Consider the following 19,370-nt stretch of genomic DNA (forward strand, 5'->3'; position numbering starts at 1 on the left):
GACTGGATTCGGTGCTCCTCTAATTTCCGGCTCGTGACGTCAGAGTCGAGAAGCGCGATGGAACCGGGCCCAGCTGACCGCATACTCGTCACACGGCGGGGAATCCCCGATACTGACCGCAACGCAACACCCTTCGACCGGAGCAACCGAATGACGACACGCCGTTTGACGCCCATCGACCAGGTCCTCATCAACGCCGATCATGCCTTGCGAACCCTGTTCGGGCGCCCTCAGACCACCGAACGACCTAACCCGGCAGAGGACATCCCGGAGGCGGATCTCACCGACGAGCAGCGTCGGCATGTCGCCCGCCTGATGCGGATCAACCACACCGGCGAGGTGTGTGCCCAAGCCCTTTATCAGGGCCAGGCGCTGACCGCCAAGCTGCCGGATACGCGCAAACGCCTGGAGCGCTCCGCCAAGGAAGAGAACGATCACCTCGCCTGGTGTGCCGCGCGCCTGGAAGACCTTGGAGACCGCAAGAGCCTCTTGAACCCGCTTTGGTACGCGGGCTCCTTCGCGATGGGCGCGGCGGCCGGGCTGGCCGGCGACAAATGGAGCCTCGGATTCGTCGTCGAGACCGAACGCCAGGTCGAAGACCACCTCGACGAGCATCTGGAACAGATCCCGATCGACGACGAGAAGACACGCACGATTCTTGAGCAGATGAAGGCCGACGAGGTCCACCATGCGCAGATTGCCCATGCCGCAGGGGGTGCCGAGCTGCCGGCACCGATTCGGTCGACGATGCGTCTGACGTCGAAGGTGATGACGGGGACGGTCTACTGGGTCTGAACCGCGCTCTCAGGTGCATGAGCTTTCCGAACGATCTCGAGTCTCGGGGCCGCCAATCACCGTCGGCGCGGCGCGGTTCAGGAAATTTGGATTTTTCGGGGCGTCCAGCGACCGGGATGAGCGAGCACATCACGAACCGTGCGAGCGCCCTGGATCTGCACGACCGCACCCGATCCCAAAATCATCCTGAATTCCGCACTAGCGGAATTCAGCCTGTGAACTCGAGGTTGCGCCCCAGGTTACGTCCGTAAAAGATCTCGGTGAGCTCGCGGCGCAGCAGCTTCTGGATCCGTTGGTGCTCACGCTCCGACAGATCCTTGGCCTCGACGCAGAAGAGATAGTCGTCGAGCCGGAAGTGCTTGATGACCATCTTGGTGTGGAAGAGGTTCTCTTGGTAGACGTTCACGTCGACCATCTGATAGCGGTTCTTGGTGTCGCGCGACAGATAGTTTTGGATCGAGCTGATGTTGTGGTCGATGAAGTGCTTGCGACCGCCGACATCGCGCGTGAAGCCGCGCACCCGGTAGTCCATGATGACCACGTCGGACTCCAGCGCGTGGATCAAATAGTTCAAGGCCCGCAGCGGCGAGATCCGCCCGCAGGTCGACACATCGATATCCGCGCGAAAGGTGCTGATCCCGGTTTGAGGATTGCTTTCCGGGTAGGTGTGGACCGTGATGTGGCTCTTGTCCAGATGGGCGACGACGGCATCGGGCAAGGGGCCGGGCGAGGCGGTGTTGGAGATCTGTCCGGCCGCGATCGGCTCCTCGGAGATCAGCATCGTGACCGACGCACCCTGGGGGTCGTAGTCCTGGTGTGCCACGTTGAGAATGGTCGCGCCGATGATCTCCGCAACATCCGTCAGAATCGCAGTGAGCCGTTCCGCGTTGTAGGCCTCGTCGATATACTGGATGTAGGCCTCGCGCTGCTCGTCCGAGTCCGCATAACAGACATCGTAGATGTTGAAGCTGAGCGTCTTGGTGAGGTTGTTGAACCCCTCCAGACGCAGCTTTTTCAGAGTCATGGGCATCGGCGTGAGACCTCCTGGACAACGAGAGCGCGCACGCTACCGTTCCGGTTCCACGGATGCAAGGGCGGCATCGAGGTCGCGGATCTCGAAGTCGTGCGTGACGGTTGCGGTCGCGCCGAGCATGATGGACGCCGAGCAGTATTTTTCGGCACTGAGCTTGATCGCTCGCTCGACCCGTTGCGGGTCGAGCCCGCGTCCGGTCACGATGAAATGGACATGGATGTCGGTAAAGACCTTGGGGTCGGTCTCCGCGCGCTCCGCCGTCAACTCGACCACGCAGTCCGTCACCGCCTGCCGCGCCTTGCGCAGGATGAGCAGCACGTCGAACTGGGTGCAACCGCCCAAGCCGATCAGCAGCATCTCCATCGGGCGCACACCCATGTTCCGACCCCCAAGATCGGGTGGACCGTCCATGACGATCGCATGACCCGAGCCGGCCTCTCCGAGCATCGCGGCCCCTTCGATCCATTTCACACGCGCCTTCATGTCGAGTCTCCGCCGTCGTTCATACAAAAAAAGAAAGGTCCGACACGCAACCTGCAACCTGCAAAGCGCTTGCGCTCGGGGTTCGACCCCTCGGTGTTCGACAAGGGGCAAACGCACGCCTAGAATCCAGGCCATGTCCGCGACAGACAGGCACAGCGATCCATGACCATTCTGACGCCGCCCAAACAAGATCCCCGTTGGTTGGAGCCCTTGCTGCGTTACTGTCATGCCAAGAGCTACGACAAGAACGTGGACTTCATCCGTCAAGGCGAGGCGGCCGATACTTTGTATTATCTCATCGAAGGTTCGGTTGCCGCGATGATCGACGACCCCGAGGAGCGTCGCGAGCTGCTGCTCGCCTACATCAACAAGGGCGAGTTCATCGGCGAGATGGGGCTTTTCGTCCCTCAAAAGACACGTAGCGTGATCATCCGCACCCGGACCAAGTGCAAGGTAGCGGAGATCAGCTACCAACGGCTCGATCGCCTGCTCGACGTCGAGCTCAAAGAGTACGCGAAGGATTTTCTTTACAGCGTCGGACTCCAGCTTTCCCAGCGCCTGCGCCAGACCAGTCGCAAGGTCGGTCACCTGGCGTTCTTGGACGTCACGGGGCGGATCGCCGGCACCCTGCTGGACCTCTGCAAACAACCCGATGCCATGACCCATCCCGACGGGATGCAGATCCGTGTCACCCGACAGGAGCTCTCCCGCAACGTCGGCTGCTCGCGCGAGATGGCCGGGCGGGTGCTCAAAAGCCTGGAGGAGCAGGGACTGGTCAGCGTCAAGGGAAAGACGATCGTGGTGTTCGGGACGCGGTAGGGGCTCGCTAGCCTTGTGTTGGGCAAAGCGAAGCGTGTGCAACCTGCGCCGGCATCACAGGGAATCTTTTGGCGCCCTGCGTTTTGCTCAACCGAGCCTTCTTTGCGATGGCCTCGAGTTGCGCTCGATTCGCTGGCCGTCGGGGAGGCCGAAGAGTCGACTGCAAGTCGACGATCCCGGGGGAATCGAGCTCAGGACGCCCCGAAGAACAGCCGCGCCAACTCATCGCCCGGATCATCGGCACGCATAAAGGCTTCGCCGACGAGGAAGGCGTTCACACCGCTTGCACGCATCCGGCCGACATCGTCCGGGTTCAGGATGCCGCTCTCGGTGACGAGGAGCCGGTCGCTCGGGACCCGATCCAGCAGTCCAAGCGTCGTGTCCAGGGTCACCTCGAAGGTCCGCAGATTGCGGTTGTTGATCCCGATCAGATGCCCCGGGACCGCCAGCGCTCGCTCCAGCTCTTCCGCGTCGTGGACCTCGACCAGCACGTCCAGCCCAAGCTTTCCGGCCAGGTCACTCAGCTCGGCGAGCCGGGCATCGTCCAGGCAGGCCGCGATCAACAGAATGCAGTCCGCCCCCAAGGTTCGAGCCTCGTAGACCTGATAAGGGTCGACGATAAAGTCCTTGCGGATTACCGGAAGCGCACAGGCCACGCGCGCGACCTTAAGGTCCTCGTCGCTCCCCTGGAAAAAATCCCGGTCGGTCAACACGGAGAGACAGGCCGCACCATTGCGGGCATAGCTCTGCGCGATCTCGGCGGGCCGAAAATCCGGGCGCAGCACACCCTTGCTTGGACTGGCTTTTTTGATCTCGGAGATCACTGCAGGGGCGCCGGCCTCGACCTTGGCCAGAAGCGCGCGCGCAAATCCGCGCGGCGGATCGATCCCGTCTAATCGGGCAACGAGTCGATCGAGCGGAACACGGGCCGACCGTGCAGAGACCTCTTCGACCTTCCGATGAATGATCTTTTTGAGGATGTCGGGCGTATCGCGCATGGTCAAGCCCCGTCCTTTGCGCGATCGAAGCTCGTCGTGAGGGCGATCAAACGCTCGAGCCGACGCTGCGCCTCGCCGCTGGAGATAGCGAAGTCGGCGCGCGCCAGTCCGGCGGCGAGACTCTCGGCACGGCCGGCGGCATAGATGGCCGCGCCGGCATTCAGCTGAACGATATCCCGTGCCGGCCCCGGCCGGTTGGCGAGCACGCCGCGCAGCATCACCAGACTTTCGGACGGATCCCCGACGCGGATTGCATCCAGATCCGCTCGCACGAGACCGAAGTCCTCGGGATGAATGGCGTAGCGGTGGATCACGCCGTCCTTCAGCTCGGCCACGTCGGTGATGTCGCCGATGCTGATCTCGTCCAGTCCGTCTCGAGCATGGACCACCAGCACATGACGACTGCCGAGACGCTGCAGCACCAGTGCCAGCGGCTCGAGCAGATCCTCGCTGAAGACACCCAGGACCTGATTTGGCGCACCGGCCGGATTGGTCAGCGGACCCAGGACGTTGAAGATGGTCCGCACGCCCAGCTCCTTGCGCGGACCGATCGCATGCTTCATGGCGCTGTGGTGTCCCGGCGCGAACATGAAGCCGACGCCCACCTCACGCACGCAGCGCGCGACCTGCTCGGAGGTCAGATCCAGGCGCACCCCCGCCTCTTCGAGCACGTCGGCCGCACCGGAGCGACTCGAGACGGAACGGTTGCCGTGCTTGGCGACATGACAACCCGCTGCCGCCGCGACGAACATGCTGGTCGTCGAGACGTTGAAGGTGCCGGATGAATCGCCGCCGGTGCCGACGATGTCGACCACATGATCGAGCCCGCCGATATCGACGCCGGTCGCCAGTTCACGCATCACGGCAGCCGCCGCCGCGATCTCGGGCACCGCCTCGCCCTTCATGCGCAGCGCGATCAGGAAGCCCGCGATCTGTGCCGAGGTCGCCCCGCCGGTCATGATGGTACGCATGACCGAGGTCATCTCCTCGCCGGTCAGATCACGGTGGTCCAGGCAGCGGTTGATCGCCTCTTTCAGCTCCATGGTTAAAACGCGCTCTTCGGTTTCTGCGAGGTTTTCATGTGGGGTTGACCTTATCAGGCTCATTGATCGCCGGTGCGGCGCGTTTTAAGTGATTATTTTTTATTCTTTAAACATCCTAAACCGCGTCTCGCCAGCCCGCTGGTGGACTTCGGCGTTGACGTCGCCGCCGAGACCAGTTGTCGGGATGGAGGCGGTTTAGCGCCGTCCACCAGCGCCGCAGCGGGATTCGGTGGACTTCTCTCTCGCTCGTCCACCCTACCCGTCGGACCGGGGGCCGCGATCACCGTCAATAGGCGCGGTCTGCAAAAAGTTGCGAAGCAGATCGTGCCCGTGCTTTGTCAGGATCGATTCCGGATGGAACTGCACGCCTTCGACCGCAAGCTCGCGATGTCGCACGCCCATGATGGCCTCGCGCTCGCCCTCGGCGGTCTCGGTCCAGGCCGTGATCTCCAAACACTCCGGCAGGGTCTCCTGCTCGATCACCAACGAGTGGTATCGGGTCGCCTCGAAGGGGTTATCCAGTCCCTTGAATACACCGACACCCGTATGGTGGATCGCCGAGGTCTTTCCATGCATCACGCTCGGCGCCTTGACGATGTGTCCGCCGAACGCCTGCCCGATGGATTGATGGCCCAGGCAGACACCGAGGATGGGTACCCGCCCGGCCATCGCCTTGATGAGCGGGACCGAGATCCCGGCCTCGTTCGGCGTGCAGGGTCCCGGCGAGATCACGATCCGCTCGGGCGCCAGCGCAATCGCCTCGTCGAGACTCAGCTCGTCGTTGCGCACCACGCTCACCTCCGCACCCAGCTCTCCCAGGTATTGCACCAGGTTGTAGGTGAAGGAGTCGTAGTTGTCGATCATCAGGAGCATAATGAATGCCACGCACTCTTCAGAAACGGAAATACCATCATCCGCGGCCTAGCTCGGGGGCGCCAATAACAGCCGTGCCGAGACGAGCGCCCGCCGTGCCTTATTAAGGCCGGCATCGGGGGTCATAAGGGAATTCCGTCACGCCGAATGGTCTCGATCAGACCTTGATTGGCAAACCCCGCGGGGTGCTTCCACTCCTCCAGCCAGATCGGCAGAGGGTCGACCAGAATACCCGTGTCCAGCATGAGATCGAAGGCGATGCCTGCCATGTCCACCGCCGCATCGGCGCGATTCCCTTGCGGACCTCCGAGAAGCACCGCAAGGTCCACGTCGCTCAAATCGTCGGCATCCCCACGGGCGCGGCTGCCATAGAGCACGGCACCGGCAACGTCGTACCGCGCACGCAACCGATCGACGAATCGTCGGGCAGCGCTTTCCACGTTCGTATTCATCCAAAACCTCGCCGGCGTTTACGGGTTGCGCAATCGCTTCGACCATGCTCTGGTCAAGATTCCTGACGACGAGATTGGCCATGAGTCTGCTCCGGCGAACCAGAATGCGTGTGCGATGATCGCAAGCCGAGGTTCAAACGACCCGCCCGGCGCCGCGTTCGATCCCCGCCTCCGCCAAGGCCACGGCGCGAAACACCGCGCGGCCCTTGCTCATGGTCTCCTTCCACTCGGCGTCCGGGACCGAGTCGGCCACGATGCCGGCGCCGGCCTGTATGTGGAGCACACCGTCCTTGATCACGGCGGTGCGGATCGCGATCGCCGTGTCCATATTGCCGTTCCAGGAGAGATAACCGACCGCGCCCGAGTAGATACCGCGTTTGACGGGTTCCAGCTCGTCGATGATCTCCATCGCGCGGATCTTGGGTGCGCCCGAGACGGTCCCGGCCGGGAAGGTCGCACGCAGCACGTCGATGGCGTTCATGCCCTCGCGCAGATCACCGACCACGTTGGAGACGATGTGCATCACGTGGGAGTAGCGCTCGACGATCATCTTGTCGGTCACGCGCACGCTGCCGATCGCGGCTACGCGCCCGGCGTCGTTGCGTCCCAGGTCGATCAGCATCAGGTGCTCGGCCAGCTCCTTGGGGTCGTCCAGCAGCTCGGCTTCGAGTGCCTGGTCCTCCGCCTCGGTCTCGCCGCGGCGGCGGGTACCGGCGATCGGGCGGACCGTGAGCACGCCGTCCTCGAGCCGGGTCAGGATCTCGGGCGAAGAGCCCACGATGTGAAAATCGCCCAGGTCGAGGAAATACATGTAGGGGGACGGATTCAGTCCGCGCAGCGCCCGATAGAGATCCAGCGGCGGCGCCTGGAAGGGGATGGAGAGACGCTGCGAGATGACCACCTGCATGCAGTCGCCGGCCAGGATGTAGTCCTTGATGCGCTCGACCGCGTGTTTGAAGCCGTCTTCGGTGAAGCCGGAGACGAAGTCGGTCTCGCTCACCGTGCGTCCCTGCTCCGCGGAGCGTCGCGGCGCACCGCAGCGCATTCGTTCGCACAGCGCGTCGATGCGCGCCTCCCCGGCCTCCAGGGTATCGCCTGCGCTCGGGTCGAGGTTGAGAATGATGTACATCCGTCCGCTGAGATTGTCGAAGACGACCACCTCGTCGGAGACCATCAGCAGGACGTCCGGCGTCTGCAGCTGATCCGGGTTGGGGCAGGTCGCCAGACGCGGCTCGATATAGCGGATGGTGTCGTAGCCGAAATAGCCGACCAGACCGCCGGTGAAACGCGGCAGACAGGCGAGATCGGCAACCTTGAAACGCTGCTGGTAGGCACCGATCCAGGCCAGCGGGTCCGCCGTCTCGACCGACTCGATGACCTCGCCGTCACGCTCGACACGGATCTCTTGGCCGCTTACCCGCAGCAGGGTGCGGCAGGGCAGGCCGATGATGGAATAACGCCCCCACTTCTCCCCGCCCTGCACGGATTCGAGCAGATAGGAATAAGGCCCCTCGGCGAGCTTGAGATAGACGCTGAGCGGGGTGTCGAGGTCGGCAAGGACCTCGCGCAGGATCGGAATACGGTTGTGTCCCTGGTCGGCCAGGGCGCGAAAGGCAGCGGGGGTCATCGGGGTCTCCGGGCAATGGGATTCAAGGCAGGTCGGAACGCGGTCTCAACCTCACCATCGCCACCCGGTCATCGCTCGCCTCGTCCCGTTTCTCATGTTCTTCGTTGATTCCGGATGCCGCCATGTCGGCGTAGCCCAATTATGCCTCGGCCGCCAACAGGCCCTTGAGCTCGACCATGGAGTCGATCACCGCGTTCGGCTTGGCCTCGCGGATGTCTTGTCCGTGGTTGTAGCCATAGCTCATGCAGATGATTCCGAAGCCCGCGGCACGCGCGGCTTTCACGTCGCTCACCGAGTCGCCGATCATGAGCGCATCAGCGGGTTCCACACCGAAGTGTTTCGCCGCGTGTAGCAACGGCATCGGATCCGGCTTCTTTTTCGGTAGCGTATCACCACTGACCACCAGGCCGAAATTCTCACGGATTCCCAGATCACGCAACAGCGGTTCGGTGAATTGTGCGGCCTTGTTGGTCACGCATCCGAGCTGATACCCCGCGCCTTTCATGAAGGCGATACCCTCGATCACGCCCGGATAGAGCACCGAGCGCTTGGAGGTATTCTCCGCATAGAGTTCCAGAAAGATCGGGAGCGCCGCCTCGAAATCCGCCTCGTCGGGTTCGCCGTCGAGCTGGCCGATCAGCGCCCGGCGCACCAGCCGCTCCACTCCGTTCCCCACCCAGTTACGCACGGCCTCCTCGCCTCGGGGCGGACGGCCGAGCCGTTCCATCATGGCATCGACACAAAAGGCCAGATCCGGGACGCTGTCCACGAGCGTGCCGTCCACATCGATCAGGATCATCTTCGGTCGCAGCATGCGGGTACAACTCCACCAATCATCAATAGAGAACGCCCGTAGGCCGGATAAGCGAAGCGCAATACGGCAACCGACTCAGGCCCTTAAACACCTAAACCGCGTCGACTCAAAGCGCTGTGGGACGCTCGGACGTATCGACCAAACTCGAGTCCAGACCTTAACCCCGGACGCGGTTCAGCGCGCCATCTGCTCGCGCATCTCCCGGATAATGCTGTCGTAGCGATGCGGATCGCTCTCGCGGCCCTTTCCGAAGATCCCTGAGCCGGAGACGAAGGTGTCCGCGCCAGCCGCCTTGATCTCGCCGATGTTGTCCGCCTTCACGCCGCCGTCGATCTCGAGCCGGATGTCGAATCCGGAGGCATCGATCCTCTTGCGCGCCGCACGCAGCTTTTCCAGGGTCGCCGGGATGAAGCTCTGACCGCCGAAACCGGGGTTGACCGACATCAGGAGGATCATGTCGATCTTGTCCATCACGTAGTCGAGATAGCTCAGCGACGTCGCCGGGTTGAACACCAGACCGGCCTTGCAGCCCTCGTTGCGGATCAACTGAAGGGTGCGGTCGATGTGTTCGCTCGCCTCCGGGTGGAAGGTGATATAGGTCGCGCCTGCGGCGGCGAAGTCCGGGATGATCCGATCGACCGGCTTGACCATCAGATGCACGTCGATCGGCGCCGTCACGCCATGCTTGCGCAGCGCCTCGCAGACCAGCGGACCGATGGTGAGGTTCGGCACGTAATGGTTGTCCATCACGTCGAAGTGCACGATGTCCGCGCCGGCGGCGAGGACGTTGTCGACCTCTTCGCCGAGCCGGGCGAAATCTGCCGAGAGGATGGACGGTGCGATCAGATCAGGCGTCATGCTCTTGTCCTCTGCGATCTCGCGGACCGCGGCACACCTGCCTCGGCCCGGATCGGTTTCGATGTGGAAAGTGAGGAACTCTAACCGAAGCGGACCGGATTTTCACTCGGCGTGAGGCGGGAGCGCACGCCGACGTCTAGGCCGCTCGGGCCTCCGTGATGGTCTCGTAGGCACGCCGGATCTCCTGCGTCTTCTGCGAGGCCATCCGCATCGCCTCCTCCGGCAGACCCTTAGCCATCAGCTTGTCCGGGTGATGCTGACTCATCAGACGCCGATACGCCTTCTTGATCTCAGCATCGCTTGCCTTGGGGCCGACCCCCAGCGTCGCGTAGGCGCTGGCGAGCGGCGGCGGTCGTGTCGCCGTCGAGGACCTGCCGCGGCCGGCCTGCCCGGTCGCGCCCGCATACATTCGCTGCTGAAGCACCAAGAGGTTTTCCAGCTGTCGATAGGCGAAGGCCGAGACGTTGAGCCCGCGCCGAATGGTCTCGAGCGCGCGCCGCTGGTCCGGTGTCGGGGCGCCGTCGACGTAGGCGGTCAGGAGCTGCACCTCGAGGAACAGGTGAATCAAGGTTCCTTGGCCTGTACAGACCGCCTTGAGTGCGGCGATGGTGCCCGCCAGATCGAAGTCGGGCGACTTGCCTTTGTTGAAGAGGTCGATCGCCACCCGTCGCTGGTCGGGGCCCAATGACATCCGATCCATGACGGAGCGCGCCAGGGCGACCTCCGCCTCGCTGACGCGCCCGTCGGCCTTGGCGACATGGCCCATGACCAGGAAGGTCGTCTCGAAGAAACGCGCCTGGACCCGTGCCCGCTGCGCACCGGTCAAGGCCGGACGCCGAGCGCCGCCGATCCAGCCCCGATCCACGCCCTGACCCAAGGCCGCACCGAACACCGCGCCGACCGGACCTCCCACGACCAGACCGATGGCGCCGCCGACGGCTGTGCCGACCCAACCCATGTCGAGAACTCCCTTATTTTCCTTTCAGATATTGTTCATCGCTGAAGGAGTAGACCCACTGCGGTTTGAAGGCCACCAGCACGGCCAAGATCCAACCGTTCAGAAAGGCCTCCGGCATGAACATCAAGGGGAAGAAGGGTAGCACCGTTTCACTGAGATCCGCGAAGCTGTAAGCGCCGCTGAAGACCAGCAACCAGGCGGCCAGGTAGCCCGTCAGTACGCCCACCAGACCGGCGGTCAGAAACCCGTTCACCAGCACATAGACGAAGAACTGCTTGGGCAGATACCAACGAATCAGGATCAAGGCGACCTGGGTCAAGGTCGCCGGCACGACACCCGTGAGGAGCGCATTGATCGCAAATCCGTCCCACCCCGTTCCCGCGTTCAGGACCACCCCCAGCAGCGCCAACGCCGCCCCGATCACCGCCAAGGACCATCCGAACATCAGGGTCATGGCCGTCACCCCGAGTAGATGAAACGACAACCCGGACTGTACCTGAACGTCCATATGCCAGAGCACCAACAGCGCAACGACCGACCCGAGAAAGACGTTCAGCTGCTCCATGTCGCGAAACTTCCGCCAAGGCGTCAATCTCAGGGCGAGCAGGAGGATCAATGCAAAGAGAACGTTGACGGCCCAAAGCAGGGCTGGAGAGAACAGCGTACCGTCGATCGTCATGTCGAGCCTGTCGGAGGTGGCTTGGTCGGGGTGACCTCATCCCTCAGAAATTAGGTAGGTTTTCGGGAGGATCAACCGTGCGGCTGCGATGTCGGTCTTCGGAGAGGGCGGCGTCGGGGCATCCGAGCGTCAGTCTAAGCGTTTCAAGGGAGGAAGGTTGCGGTCGGGTCGGCAAGTGTCGCCGGCGCGATGAGCACGGTGATCGTCGAGATGACGGCCGCGTGACCGTGCGTGGTTGGCGTAGAACTCGCGAGGGTAAGCGCACCGACTCAAAGATCCGTCATCATGGCAGCCATCTCCTCCGCTCGCTCCGGCAGTGCACCGTCGGCCATCGGGTAGATGATGCCCTCTTCTTTGTAGTTGTGCTGCTGAACCAGGAAATGCAGCGTCTCGAGGATGCCGAGAAACCCGTCCTTCTGGCGCGCATCGACCGTCTCGCCGAGCTCGGCGAGGAGCTGTCGCATCTGCGCATGCTCGCTGCACATGATCTCGATCGGATTTTCCGCGACGAGAAAGACCCGGGCGAGTGCGGGGAAGACGATGTCTTCCTCAAGCGCGAAATGACGGTCCATCGCGGCGACGAGTGCGGCGGCAGCAGCGCCGATGGCAGACCAATCCGAGCCGCCGGCACTGGCTTCGGCGGCTGCGAGAAGCCGGTCGCAGCGGTGGTGATCCTCTGTGAAGGTGTTGGTGATGGCCGTCATCATTACGCTATTTTTCCCGTGCTGAATCTTGAGGTGCGGTCATTCTCTGGCGCGTTGGAGGTCGACGCCTCGACGTGAGTCAGACGACAGGCGCGGGAAAAGGGTTGTTTGTCAGATAGGTTCCGCCAACGGGTGTTCAGTGCGGATCTCGGGATCGTCGAGTGGATCTCGACGCAGCTGGCCTGACGGCCCGCTGGACTTGGAGACGCCCCTGGGGTCGCACCCGGCGAGTCGGCGCGGGCGACAGGCACCGGGCATCCGTGGGTTCTGGTGGATGGGACACGAAATCCGCGGGGCGCCACTAAAACGCATCTATGTTCAAGGAAGTTAGGCTCAGGTCTCTCATTGCACATCGGGGGGCACTGGACTATCGTTTCTCCGGGCGATCACACCCCGGAACCGGAAAATGGCCAGACCTCTGCGGCTTGAGTTTTCCGGTGCGCTCTGTCATGTCACGTTGCGAGGGAACGAGCGCTGCAGCATCTTTCTCGGAGAAGTCGACAAGGTCCGGGCGGCGTTACTCGACGTCGTTGCGGGGACCTGTAAGCGCTTCAGCTGGATCTGCCATGCCTATTGCTTCATGTCCGACCACCACCCCTTGTTGGTGGAGATGCCAGATGCCGCTCCGTCGAAGGTCATGCGACAGCTGAACGGCATCTATACCCAGCACGTCAACCCCACCCACGGCCGTGTCCGCCATCTCTTTCAGGGGAGATTCAAAGCCATATTGGTCGAGCGGGAAAGCTACCTGCTGGAACTGGCCAGCTACGCGGTACTGAACTTGGTTCGGGCCGGGATGGTGCGAACCCCCGGCGAGTGGCCCTGGAGCGGCTACCTGGCGACGGCCGGGGAAACGCCAGCCCCAGAGTTCGTGGCCACAGATCGGCTGTTGCGGGCGTTCGCCGAGACCCGGGACGATGCGGTTGTTCGGTACCGACGGTTTGTCGCCGAAGGGATCGGCGCCGCTGGTCGTCGGATGGACTTTAAAGGCCAGATCTACCTAGGTTCCGAGCCTTTCGTCGCACTCGTGCAGGCGTTGATCGATCCCAACCGACAGTTGCAGGAAATCCCGAAATGCCAGCTGCGCGCGCAGCCGCAACCCTTGGACGAATACGTCTCATGCTACCCGGATCGAGAACGCCCGCTTGCCGAAGCCTAACGCACGGGAGCTTACAGCATGCAGACACTGGCGGAGCATTGCGGCATCAGTCGCATGACTGTGAGTCGGGCGGTGCGATACAACGAGCGGACCTCCATTGGCCCGGATGCCACATGCAGTGGCTCGATGGGTTTTGGCTCACCGATCGATCTCGATAACGGGGAATAGCCGTGGAAACACCATCACGAGCCTTTCTCCGCTCTTGGCAAGCGCTGAGTCTGGCCTTCTGCACCTTCCTGCTTGGTGCATTCGTGGCCCGCGCCTGGTTGCTTCAGGATCTAGCGGGCCAATTCATGAATTGTCGGCTGTGCATTCTTCCGGGGGTCGTGAAGGCGGACGCCCCCTTTCTGACGGTGCTCGCCTGGATCTTTCTAATCGCGTTGGCAAGGGCAACGATCTGGTGGTCCCTCCCATTGCGCGCCCTCGCGGTCGCGGGCCTGCTGATCTACCTAGCAGATCTCACGGTGATGTCGCAATTCTTCACGCGACTGACCGTTCCTGATCTGCGCATCTATCTTGCGCAACCCGAGATCGTGTTACGACATCTAACCGCCTTTTCATTACATCAATTGATTGTAGGGATCCTCATTCTCGTGTCACTCGCGACCTTGACTTTTCGGCGACTGGCGACACGACCTTCTCGTCGTCATCTCCAGATCTGGACGATCTCTATCCTTGTCTTGATCTCGCTCAATGAGTTCGCGATCCCAGCGCCGAATCTCGTTCATGAGTGGGCCATTCGGAACGTCCTGCTAGTTAACCAATCATCCGGCGTGTCACGCGATTACAGTGACGACACTCGCCAGCGGCAACACGAGATCGCCATGGCCGCCGCGCAAAATCAGAGATGCCGGGAGGGGCGTCATCGTCGAGACACTATCGTCATCCTGATCCTCGAATCCTGGTCCACCTACCATAGCGCTTACTGGTCTGGATTCAATGATTGGACGCCTCGATTGGACGAGCTCGCCAAAACTGGCTTAAATTTCTCCCGATTTCATGCAGGTGGGCCGAACACGAACGAAGGGCTAATCGCGATTTTGACCGGACGCGACTTCTCGTTGCCGATCTCCAGACCCCATGAGGTTCAACCATTCGAGACGGCTTGGGGGCTTATCGAAACACTGCCACGCCAGATCGGAAAACAGGGTTACCACACCGCCTTCTTGACCTCCGCGAACCTCGCGTTTACCCGGAAGGGGGAATGGCTTCGTGACATCGGCTTCGAGTATGTCGAGGGTCATGAGTATTCGGGCTACGCCGGCATCCCTCGGCATCATTTCGATTCCGTACCCGACGCTCGATTGCTGCGTCGCGCCAGGGACTATATCGCTCAATCAAGGGACAATCAGCGACCACTTTTTTTGGTCATCGAAACAGTAAGCTCCCATCATCCCTTTGTCCACCCCGACACGCGGGAGCGCAGCGAAGAGGCCGTGTTTCGTTATGTGGATGCCTCGGCCGCAACCTTTATCGATGATCTCCGGGCCGGCGGATTCTTCGACGATGGTGTGTTGATCGTGACCAGTGACCATCGCGCCATGACCATCTTGCCGGCACGAGAGCAACATGCCTTCGGGCGTTCCGCCGCGTCACTGATCCCCATGTTCATTCTGACGGGCGCTGCTACGGGCGAGCGTATCGACGATCTGTTCCACCAAGCCGACATCATGCCCACACTGCTCGCGCATGTGAGCGCCGAGATCTGTCACGAGGGGCCGGCGCGCGATCTTCTTGCGCCCCTGTTGCATCCTGGGCTCACGGAGCCGCGCTGCGTCTTCCATGCTCGGGGCGACCGCCGAGATCAGGTGGATGTCTTATGCGAGGACGGTAGTGGCACGGTACGTGTGAACGGGGATGCGAGCCAGTTCATTCAGGTCGAGGGGATTGAGCCGCCAGCTCAAGATGCATTGCTGGACGCGATCGCGCGGGAGCGGATCCGGGCTAGCGCAGGCTTGAATCCCTCGTCGACGAGTCGGTCGCACTGAGCATCCGTTCGGGTGCGCCCGGTAAGGATCGCGACCTCAGGGTTTCGAGTAGACCTGGCGCTTTCCGGATGCTAGCCCATCTTTGACGTGGTCGGGGCCGATTTCATGCCGGCGGGCCATCCATGCCATTGTTTCATATGTACACGACGGCCCCAATCCGAAAAGTAGTGCCGTATTATTTCTGCCTACCCTTAGGTGCCCGGCGGCGCATGGGCTGGCGTACGGGCATCTACATCCGTCGCACGCACACCCGCAACAGCGCCACCGGCGAGCGCTATCACACCCACCGCCTGGTGCGCTCCACGCGCGTCCGCAGCAAGGTTCGGCAGATCACGATTTTGAACCTGGGGCGCCATTTCGCGGTGCCGCCGGGGGAGGGGCCGACGCTGTGCGTGCGCCTGGAGGAGTTGCTCGGCGGGCAGGGCGTGCTGCCGGAGGGGGCGCCCTCGTTCTCGGTCGAGCGCACGGCGGTCCTCGGGGCGATGATCGCCCGGATGGCCGCGCCGGGCTCCGAGCGTGCCACCCGGAGCTGGTTTGTGGAGACCAGCGGGTTGGGCGAGTCGCTGGACATCGACTTCGAGGCCATGAATCTGAAGCGGTTCTACCGCGCATCGGATGCCCTGCTGCGCCACCGTGCCACGCTCGAGAAGATGCTGTTCGCCCGGGGCAGCGAGTTCTTCGGGTTGGATTGGACGGTCACGCTCTACTTCGATGCGGAGGCGGCGATATCGATCCAGACGGCCGAGCGCGCCGAGGGACATCTGTTCATCTGGCACTCCGAAATGTGGAGGGAAGGCGCCGGGTACAATTCGTTCCTTTTGTTGGTGCATCGTCGCCTGCTATCGTTGTTCCATCCATCGAGAACGGATGCTGCCCGACGACGTTGAGCTCACCGAGCGTCGTCAACCCCGCCCGCTGCCGACTCAAGGTTCATGGGCCGCTCATGCCGAGGCGTCCCGAGCTGCCCTCAAGATGTCACTCTCCATCCACACCAAGGTCTTCCTCATGCTCTTGCTCGCCTGCGTTCTGGTGTTGTCGGGCACCCAGGCGTTCGTGCACTGGTCGCTCCAACGCGGATTGGTCGAGCTGGCCGAGGCGCGCGAGCAAGCGCGAATCGAGGTCATCGGCGAGCGTCTCACCGAGATCTATGCCCGAGAGGAGAGTTGGGCTGCGTTGCGGGCGTCGCCGCGGCTGTGGCTCGGTGCGCTGCTGGGGCGCGATTGGCCGCCCGAGGGGCGACGTGGCCGACCGGGTGAGATCTCGCGCCCGCCGCCCTGGGCGCGCCGCTTCATCGGGCCGCATCACGAGGCGGACGGCGGCGATCGCTTCGTTTGGCCACCGGCGCCGACGTTGCGAGACGAGCGACGGGACCAAGGTGCACCGATCGAGCAGCGTCTGATGCTGCTCGACGCCGAGGGCACCTTGATCTACGGACGACCCGAGTTGTTGGCCGACACTCGGCGTTTCCCATTGCATCTCGACGGTACGCCCATCGGCGAGCTTGCGGTGATCGCGGGTCCCCCGGTCGCGGAGCTCGCCGATCTGCATTTCGTCGAGCGTCAGGGCGGGCGACTCTGGCTGATCGTCGCGGCGATGCTGGCACTCGCGGCCGCCTTGGCCTATCCCTTGTCCAGTCGACTCATCCGGCCGGTGAACGAGTTCCAGCGGACCGCTCGCCGACTGGCGGCCGGGGACTATGACGCACGCGTCGCGATCCGAGGCGGAGACGAGATCGCCCGCTTGGGCCGGGACATCAACGCCCTGGCGGATGCCCTGGGGCGCAACGACCGTGCGCGTCGTCAGTGGGTCGCGGACATCTCCCATGAGCTGCGCACGCCGATCTCTCTGTTGCGAGCGCATCTGGAAGCGATGCAGGACGGCGTGAGGCCGCTGGAGCGCGCGCAGATCGATCGCCTGCACGGGGACGTGCTGCGTCTCTCTCGCCTGGTCGAAGACCTGAACGACCTCGCGACGACGGATCTCGGCGCACTCGCCTACCGCATGCAGGAGATCGACCTTGCCGAGCTCCTCCGCGAGCATATCGAGGCCTTCAGGACGCGTTTCGAGGCCGCGGGGCTCGACTTGGTGTTCGACAATCGGCTTGCCGGTGGGCGTGACCCGGATCCGGCCGTTGGTGCTCCGCTGTGCGCGGACGCGGGCCGTATCTCCCAACTCTTCGGTAATCTGCTTCACAATAGCCTGAGCTACACCGATTCGGGCGGGGGCCTGACGGTGACCTTGGACGCAGCGCCGCTCGGCGGCTATCGGATCACCTTCGAGGATACGGCGCCTGGCGTCCCGACCGAAGATCTGCCGCGGCTCTTCGAGCGTCTGTATCGCGTCGATGCCTCGCGCAGCCGCCACACGGGCGGCGCCGGACTGGGTCTTGCGATCGCGAAGAACGTGGTGCTGGCTCATGGCGGCACCATCGAGGCACAAGCAGCAGACGCGGGCGGCTGTGCGATCCGGATCGAGCTGCCGGCAGACCGAGGAACGAGGATTTAGATGAGCCAAATCGCACTGCCGTTGATTCTCATCGTCGAGGACGAGGAGCGCTTGGCCGACGTGGTCGGCGATTATCTGCGTGCGGCCGGCTTCCGGGTCCAGCATCTGGCGACCGGCACGGGTGCAGTCGCCTGGATCGAGCGGGAAGGACCGGATCTGATCTTGCTCGACCTGATGTTGCCGGGTCAGGACGGGTTGAGCATCTGTCGCGAGGTGCGCAGCCGCAGTCAGGTGCCCGTCATCATGACGACGGCACGGGTCGAGGAGATCGATCGTCTCCTCGGGCTTGAGCTGGGTGCCGACGACTATGTCTGTAAGCCCTACAGCCCGCGGGAGTTGGTGGCCCGCGTCAAGGCCGTCCTGAGACGCACGAGCAGGGCGCTCGAGCCGCGCCGGACAGGTTTCTTGACGCTTGAGCCGGAGCGATTGCAGGTCTCGCACGACGGCAAGGTCATCACGCTGACCGCCGTGGAGCTCGCATTGCTCGCCGCGCTCCATCAGGCCGCAGGTCGAATCCTCTCGCGCGACCACCTCATGGACCGGATTTACCCGGACAACCGGGTCGTTTCCGATCGCACCATCGACAGCCATATCAAGAAGCTCCGGCGCCGACTCGCCGAGCTGGTGCCCGAGGTCGAGCTGATCCACTCGGTTTACGGCGTCGGTTATCGGTATGAGGAGCCCGACCCGAAAGATCCCGTCTCGCGGGGACCGAGCTGAGCCTCGACCGGTTGGCTCGGCTCAGTCCGCTTCCACGAAATCTGCACGATTGCTGCTCAGCTCCTGCACCCTCGTCACCTAACCTACAGTGGGTCGGGGATCGACTCGACATCGCATCGGGACCCTCCCGAGACGCAACGAAGACATCAAAGGTGACGCATTATGAATACAGGCAACAGCTTTGGCATCGCAGCCTTGGCAATAGCCGTCACGGCACTTTTCGCCACCACCTCGGCCTTCGCCGAACCAGGCGGCCACGGCCAGGAGCCAAGCGCGTTCGCGAGCCAACGCATGGAACGGATGACCCGAACCCTGGATCTGACACCCGAGCAGCAGACCGAGATCCGAACCATCCTGGAGGAGCAACGCGCACGGGAGCTGCAAGAGCGCCAGGACCTGCAAGCACGTATCGACGCCGTTCTCACGTCCGAACAACGCGAGCGCATCGAGGAGCAGCGCGAGACCCGGATTAAAAAACGTCTCGATGGGCTCGCCGAGCGACTCGACCTGAGCGAGGATCAGGTCGCCCAAGTACGCTCCATCATGGCGACCGATAACGACGACTCGGGCATGACCCGAGACGAGATCAGAGAGCAGATCAAGACCGTCCTGACGGAGGATCAGCTCAAGCGGTTCGAGGCCCGCGGACCGGGTTCCAAGCGCGGAGCCTCGGGTGAACCCTGTGAGTCGGGCAAGACGGGCAGCGGGCCGGAGTCCTGATGCCGTGAGCCCCGGCCGATGGCGGCTTGATTGCGCTGCGGCCGGAACGCCCGGCGAGCGGGACGAGCGCATGGAAATCGCCGTACCGTACCCGTGTCGAGTCCGTTACCCCATATCCGCAGCGGTTGCTTCTTCGATAGAC

At 63.0% G+C, this 19,370-nt stretch carries 19 protein-coding genes and 1 pseudogene; 8 read left to right on the forward strand and 12 right to left on the reverse strand.

From position 1 onward, the window contains the following. Positions 1-150 precede the first annotated feature (150 nt). Positions 151-795: a 2-polyprenyl-3-methyl-6-methoxy-1,4-benzoquinone monooxygenase gene (gene coq7, locus LT988_RS14175; RefSeq protein ID WP_232406212.1), complete on the forward strand. Its 645-nt coding sequence runs from the start codon at positions 151-153 to the stop codon at positions 793-795. A 208-nt stretch (positions 796-1,003) separates the two neighbouring features. On the opposite strand, the gene speD is transcribed toward coq7, so the two are convergent. After that, complete coding sequence (gene speD, locus LT988_RS14180; RefSeq protein WP_232406213.1) at positions 1,004-1,825, reverse strand: adenosylmethionine decarboxylase; 822 nt, start codon at positions 1,823-1,825, stop codon at positions 1,004-1,006. A gap of 36 nt (positions 1,826-1,861) precedes the next feature. Further along, positions 1,862-2,311: an OsmC family protein gene (locus LT988_RS14185; protein ID WP_232406214.1), complete on the reverse strand. Its 450-nt coding sequence runs from the start codon at positions 2,309-2,311 to the stop codon at positions 1,862-1,864. Between the two features lie 162 nt (positions 2,312-2,473). On the opposite strand from LT988_RS14185, the gene crp reads away from it, so the two are divergent. After that, positions 2,474-3,130 (forward strand): cAMP-activated global transcriptional regulator CRP, encoded by a 657-nt coding sequence (gene crp, locus LT988_RS14190; RefSeq protein ID WP_007192305.1) that lies wholly within the window; start codon positions 2,474-2,476, stop codon positions 3,128-3,130. A gap of 191 nt (positions 3,131-3,321) precedes the next feature. Here the strand turns inward: crp and trpC are convergent, their stop codons facing one another. The 10 genes from trpC to LT988_RS14240 form a co-directional block, all read right to left on the reverse strand. Then, positions 3,322-4,128: an indole-3-glycerol phosphate synthase TrpC gene (gene trpC, locus LT988_RS14195; protein ID WP_232406215.1), complete on the reverse strand. Its 807-nt coding sequence runs from the start codon at positions 4,126-4,128 to the stop codon at positions 3,322-3,324. A gap of 2 nt (positions 4,129-4,130) precedes the next feature. After that, entirely contained in the window at positions 4,131-5,171 is a 1,041-nt protein-coding gene (trpD, locus tag LT988_RS14200) for an anthranilate phosphoribosyltransferase (protein ID WP_232406216.1), read from the reverse strand. A 255-nt stretch (positions 5,172-5,426) separates the two neighbouring features. Further along, positions 5,427-6,044, reverse strand: coding sequence for an aminodeoxychorismate/anthranilate synthase component II (locus LT988_RS14205; protein ID WP_232410589.1), 618 nt, complete (start codon positions 6,042-6,044; stop codon positions 5,427-5,429). A 122-nt stretch (positions 6,045-6,166) separates the two neighbouring features. Further along, positions 6,167-6,496 carry a nucleotidyltransferase domain-containing protein gene (locus tag LT988_RS14210; RefSeq protein ID WP_232406217.1) on the reverse strand — a complete coding sequence of 110 codons (330 nt, stop codon included), beginning with the start codon at positions 6,494-6,496 and terminating at the stop codon, positions 6,167-6,169. Between the two features lie 133 nt (positions 6,497-6,629). Then, positions 6,630-8,123 (reverse strand): anthranilate synthase component I, encoded by a 1,494-nt coding sequence (trpE, locus tag LT988_RS14215; protein WP_232406218.1) that lies wholly within the window; start codon positions 8,121-8,123, stop codon positions 6,630-6,632. 139 nt (positions 8,124-8,262) lie between these two features. Next, a complete protein-coding gene (locus LT988_RS14220; protein ID WP_232406219.1) occupies positions 8,263-8,937 on the reverse strand; it encodes a phosphoglycolate phosphatase in 675 nt (224 codons plus the stop codon). Positions 8,938-9,111: 174 nt separating this feature from the next. Beyond that, positions 9,112-9,795 (reverse strand): ribulose-phosphate 3-epimerase, encoded by a 684-nt coding sequence (rpe, locus tag LT988_RS14225; protein ID WP_232406220.1) that lies wholly within the window; start codon positions 9,793-9,795, stop codon positions 9,112-9,114. Between the two features lie 136 nt (positions 9,796-9,931). Continuing rightward, the gene (djlA, locus tag LT988_RS14230; protein WP_232406221.1) at positions 9,932-10,753 is read right to left on the reverse strand and encodes a co-chaperone DjlA; all 822 of its coding nucleotides are present in this window, start codon (positions 10,751-10,753) and stop codon (positions 9,932-9,934) included. A gap of 13 nt (positions 10,754-10,766) precedes the next feature. After that, positions 10,767-11,432: an energy-coupling factor ABC transporter permease gene (locus LT988_RS14235; RefSeq protein WP_232406222.1), complete on the reverse strand. Its 666-nt coding sequence runs from the start codon at positions 11,430-11,432 to the stop codon at positions 10,767-10,769. A 269-nt stretch (positions 11,433-11,701) separates the two neighbouring features. Continuing rightward, positions 11,702-12,139 carry a hemerythrin domain-containing protein gene (locus LT988_RS14240; RefSeq protein WP_232406223.1) on the reverse strand — a complete coding sequence of 146 codons (438 nt, stop codon included), beginning with the start codon at positions 12,137-12,139 and terminating at the stop codon, positions 11,702-11,704. 403 nt (positions 12,140-12,542) lie between these two features. Here LT988_RS14240 and LT988_RS14245 point away from each other — a divergent pair, with 403 nt between their 5' ends. From LT988_RS14245 to LT988_RS14270, 6 genes and pseudogenes are all read left to right on the forward strand, one after another. Beyond that, positions 12,543-13,295 (forward strand): transposase, encoded by a 753-nt coding sequence (locus tag LT988_RS14245; protein WP_232406224.1) that lies wholly within the window; start codon positions 12,543-12,545, stop codon positions 13,293-13,295. 170 nt (positions 13,296-13,465) lie between these two features. Further along, positions 13,466-15,283: an LTA synthase family protein gene (locus LT988_RS14250; RefSeq protein WP_232406225.1), complete on the forward strand. Its 1,818-nt coding sequence runs from the start codon at positions 13,466-13,468 to the stop codon at positions 15,281-15,283. A 227-nt stretch (positions 15,284-15,510) separates the two neighbouring features. Then, positions 15,511-16,008, forward strand: a pseudogene (locus tag LT988_RS14255) (IS1634 family transposase); the annotation flags it as partial. A gap of 247 nt (positions 16,009-16,255) precedes the next feature. Further along, positions 16,256-17,788, forward strand: coding sequence for an ATP-binding protein (locus LT988_RS14260; protein ID WP_232406227.1), 1,533 nt, complete (start codon positions 16,256-16,258; stop codon positions 17,786-17,788). Then, positions 17,789-18,508 carry a response regulator gene (locus tag LT988_RS14265; RefSeq protein ID WP_232406228.1) on the forward strand — a complete coding sequence of 240 codons (720 nt, stop codon included), beginning with the start codon at positions 17,789-17,791 and terminating at the stop codon, positions 18,506-18,508. Between the two features lie 162 nt (positions 18,509-18,670). Beyond that, positions 18,671-19,228, forward strand: a complete 558-nt coding sequence (locus tag LT988_RS14270) for a Spy/CpxP family protein refolding chaperone (RefSeq protein ID WP_232406229.1) — start codon at positions 18,671-18,673, stop codon at positions 19,226-19,228. Positions 19,229-19,370: the final 142 nt, after the last annotated feature.

It is taken from the genome of Thiocapsa bogorovii, assembly GCF_021228795.1.
Taxonomy (GTDB): domain Bacteria; phylum Pseudomonadota; class Gammaproteobacteria; order Chromatiales; family Chromatiaceae; genus Thiocapsa; species Thiocapsa bogorovii.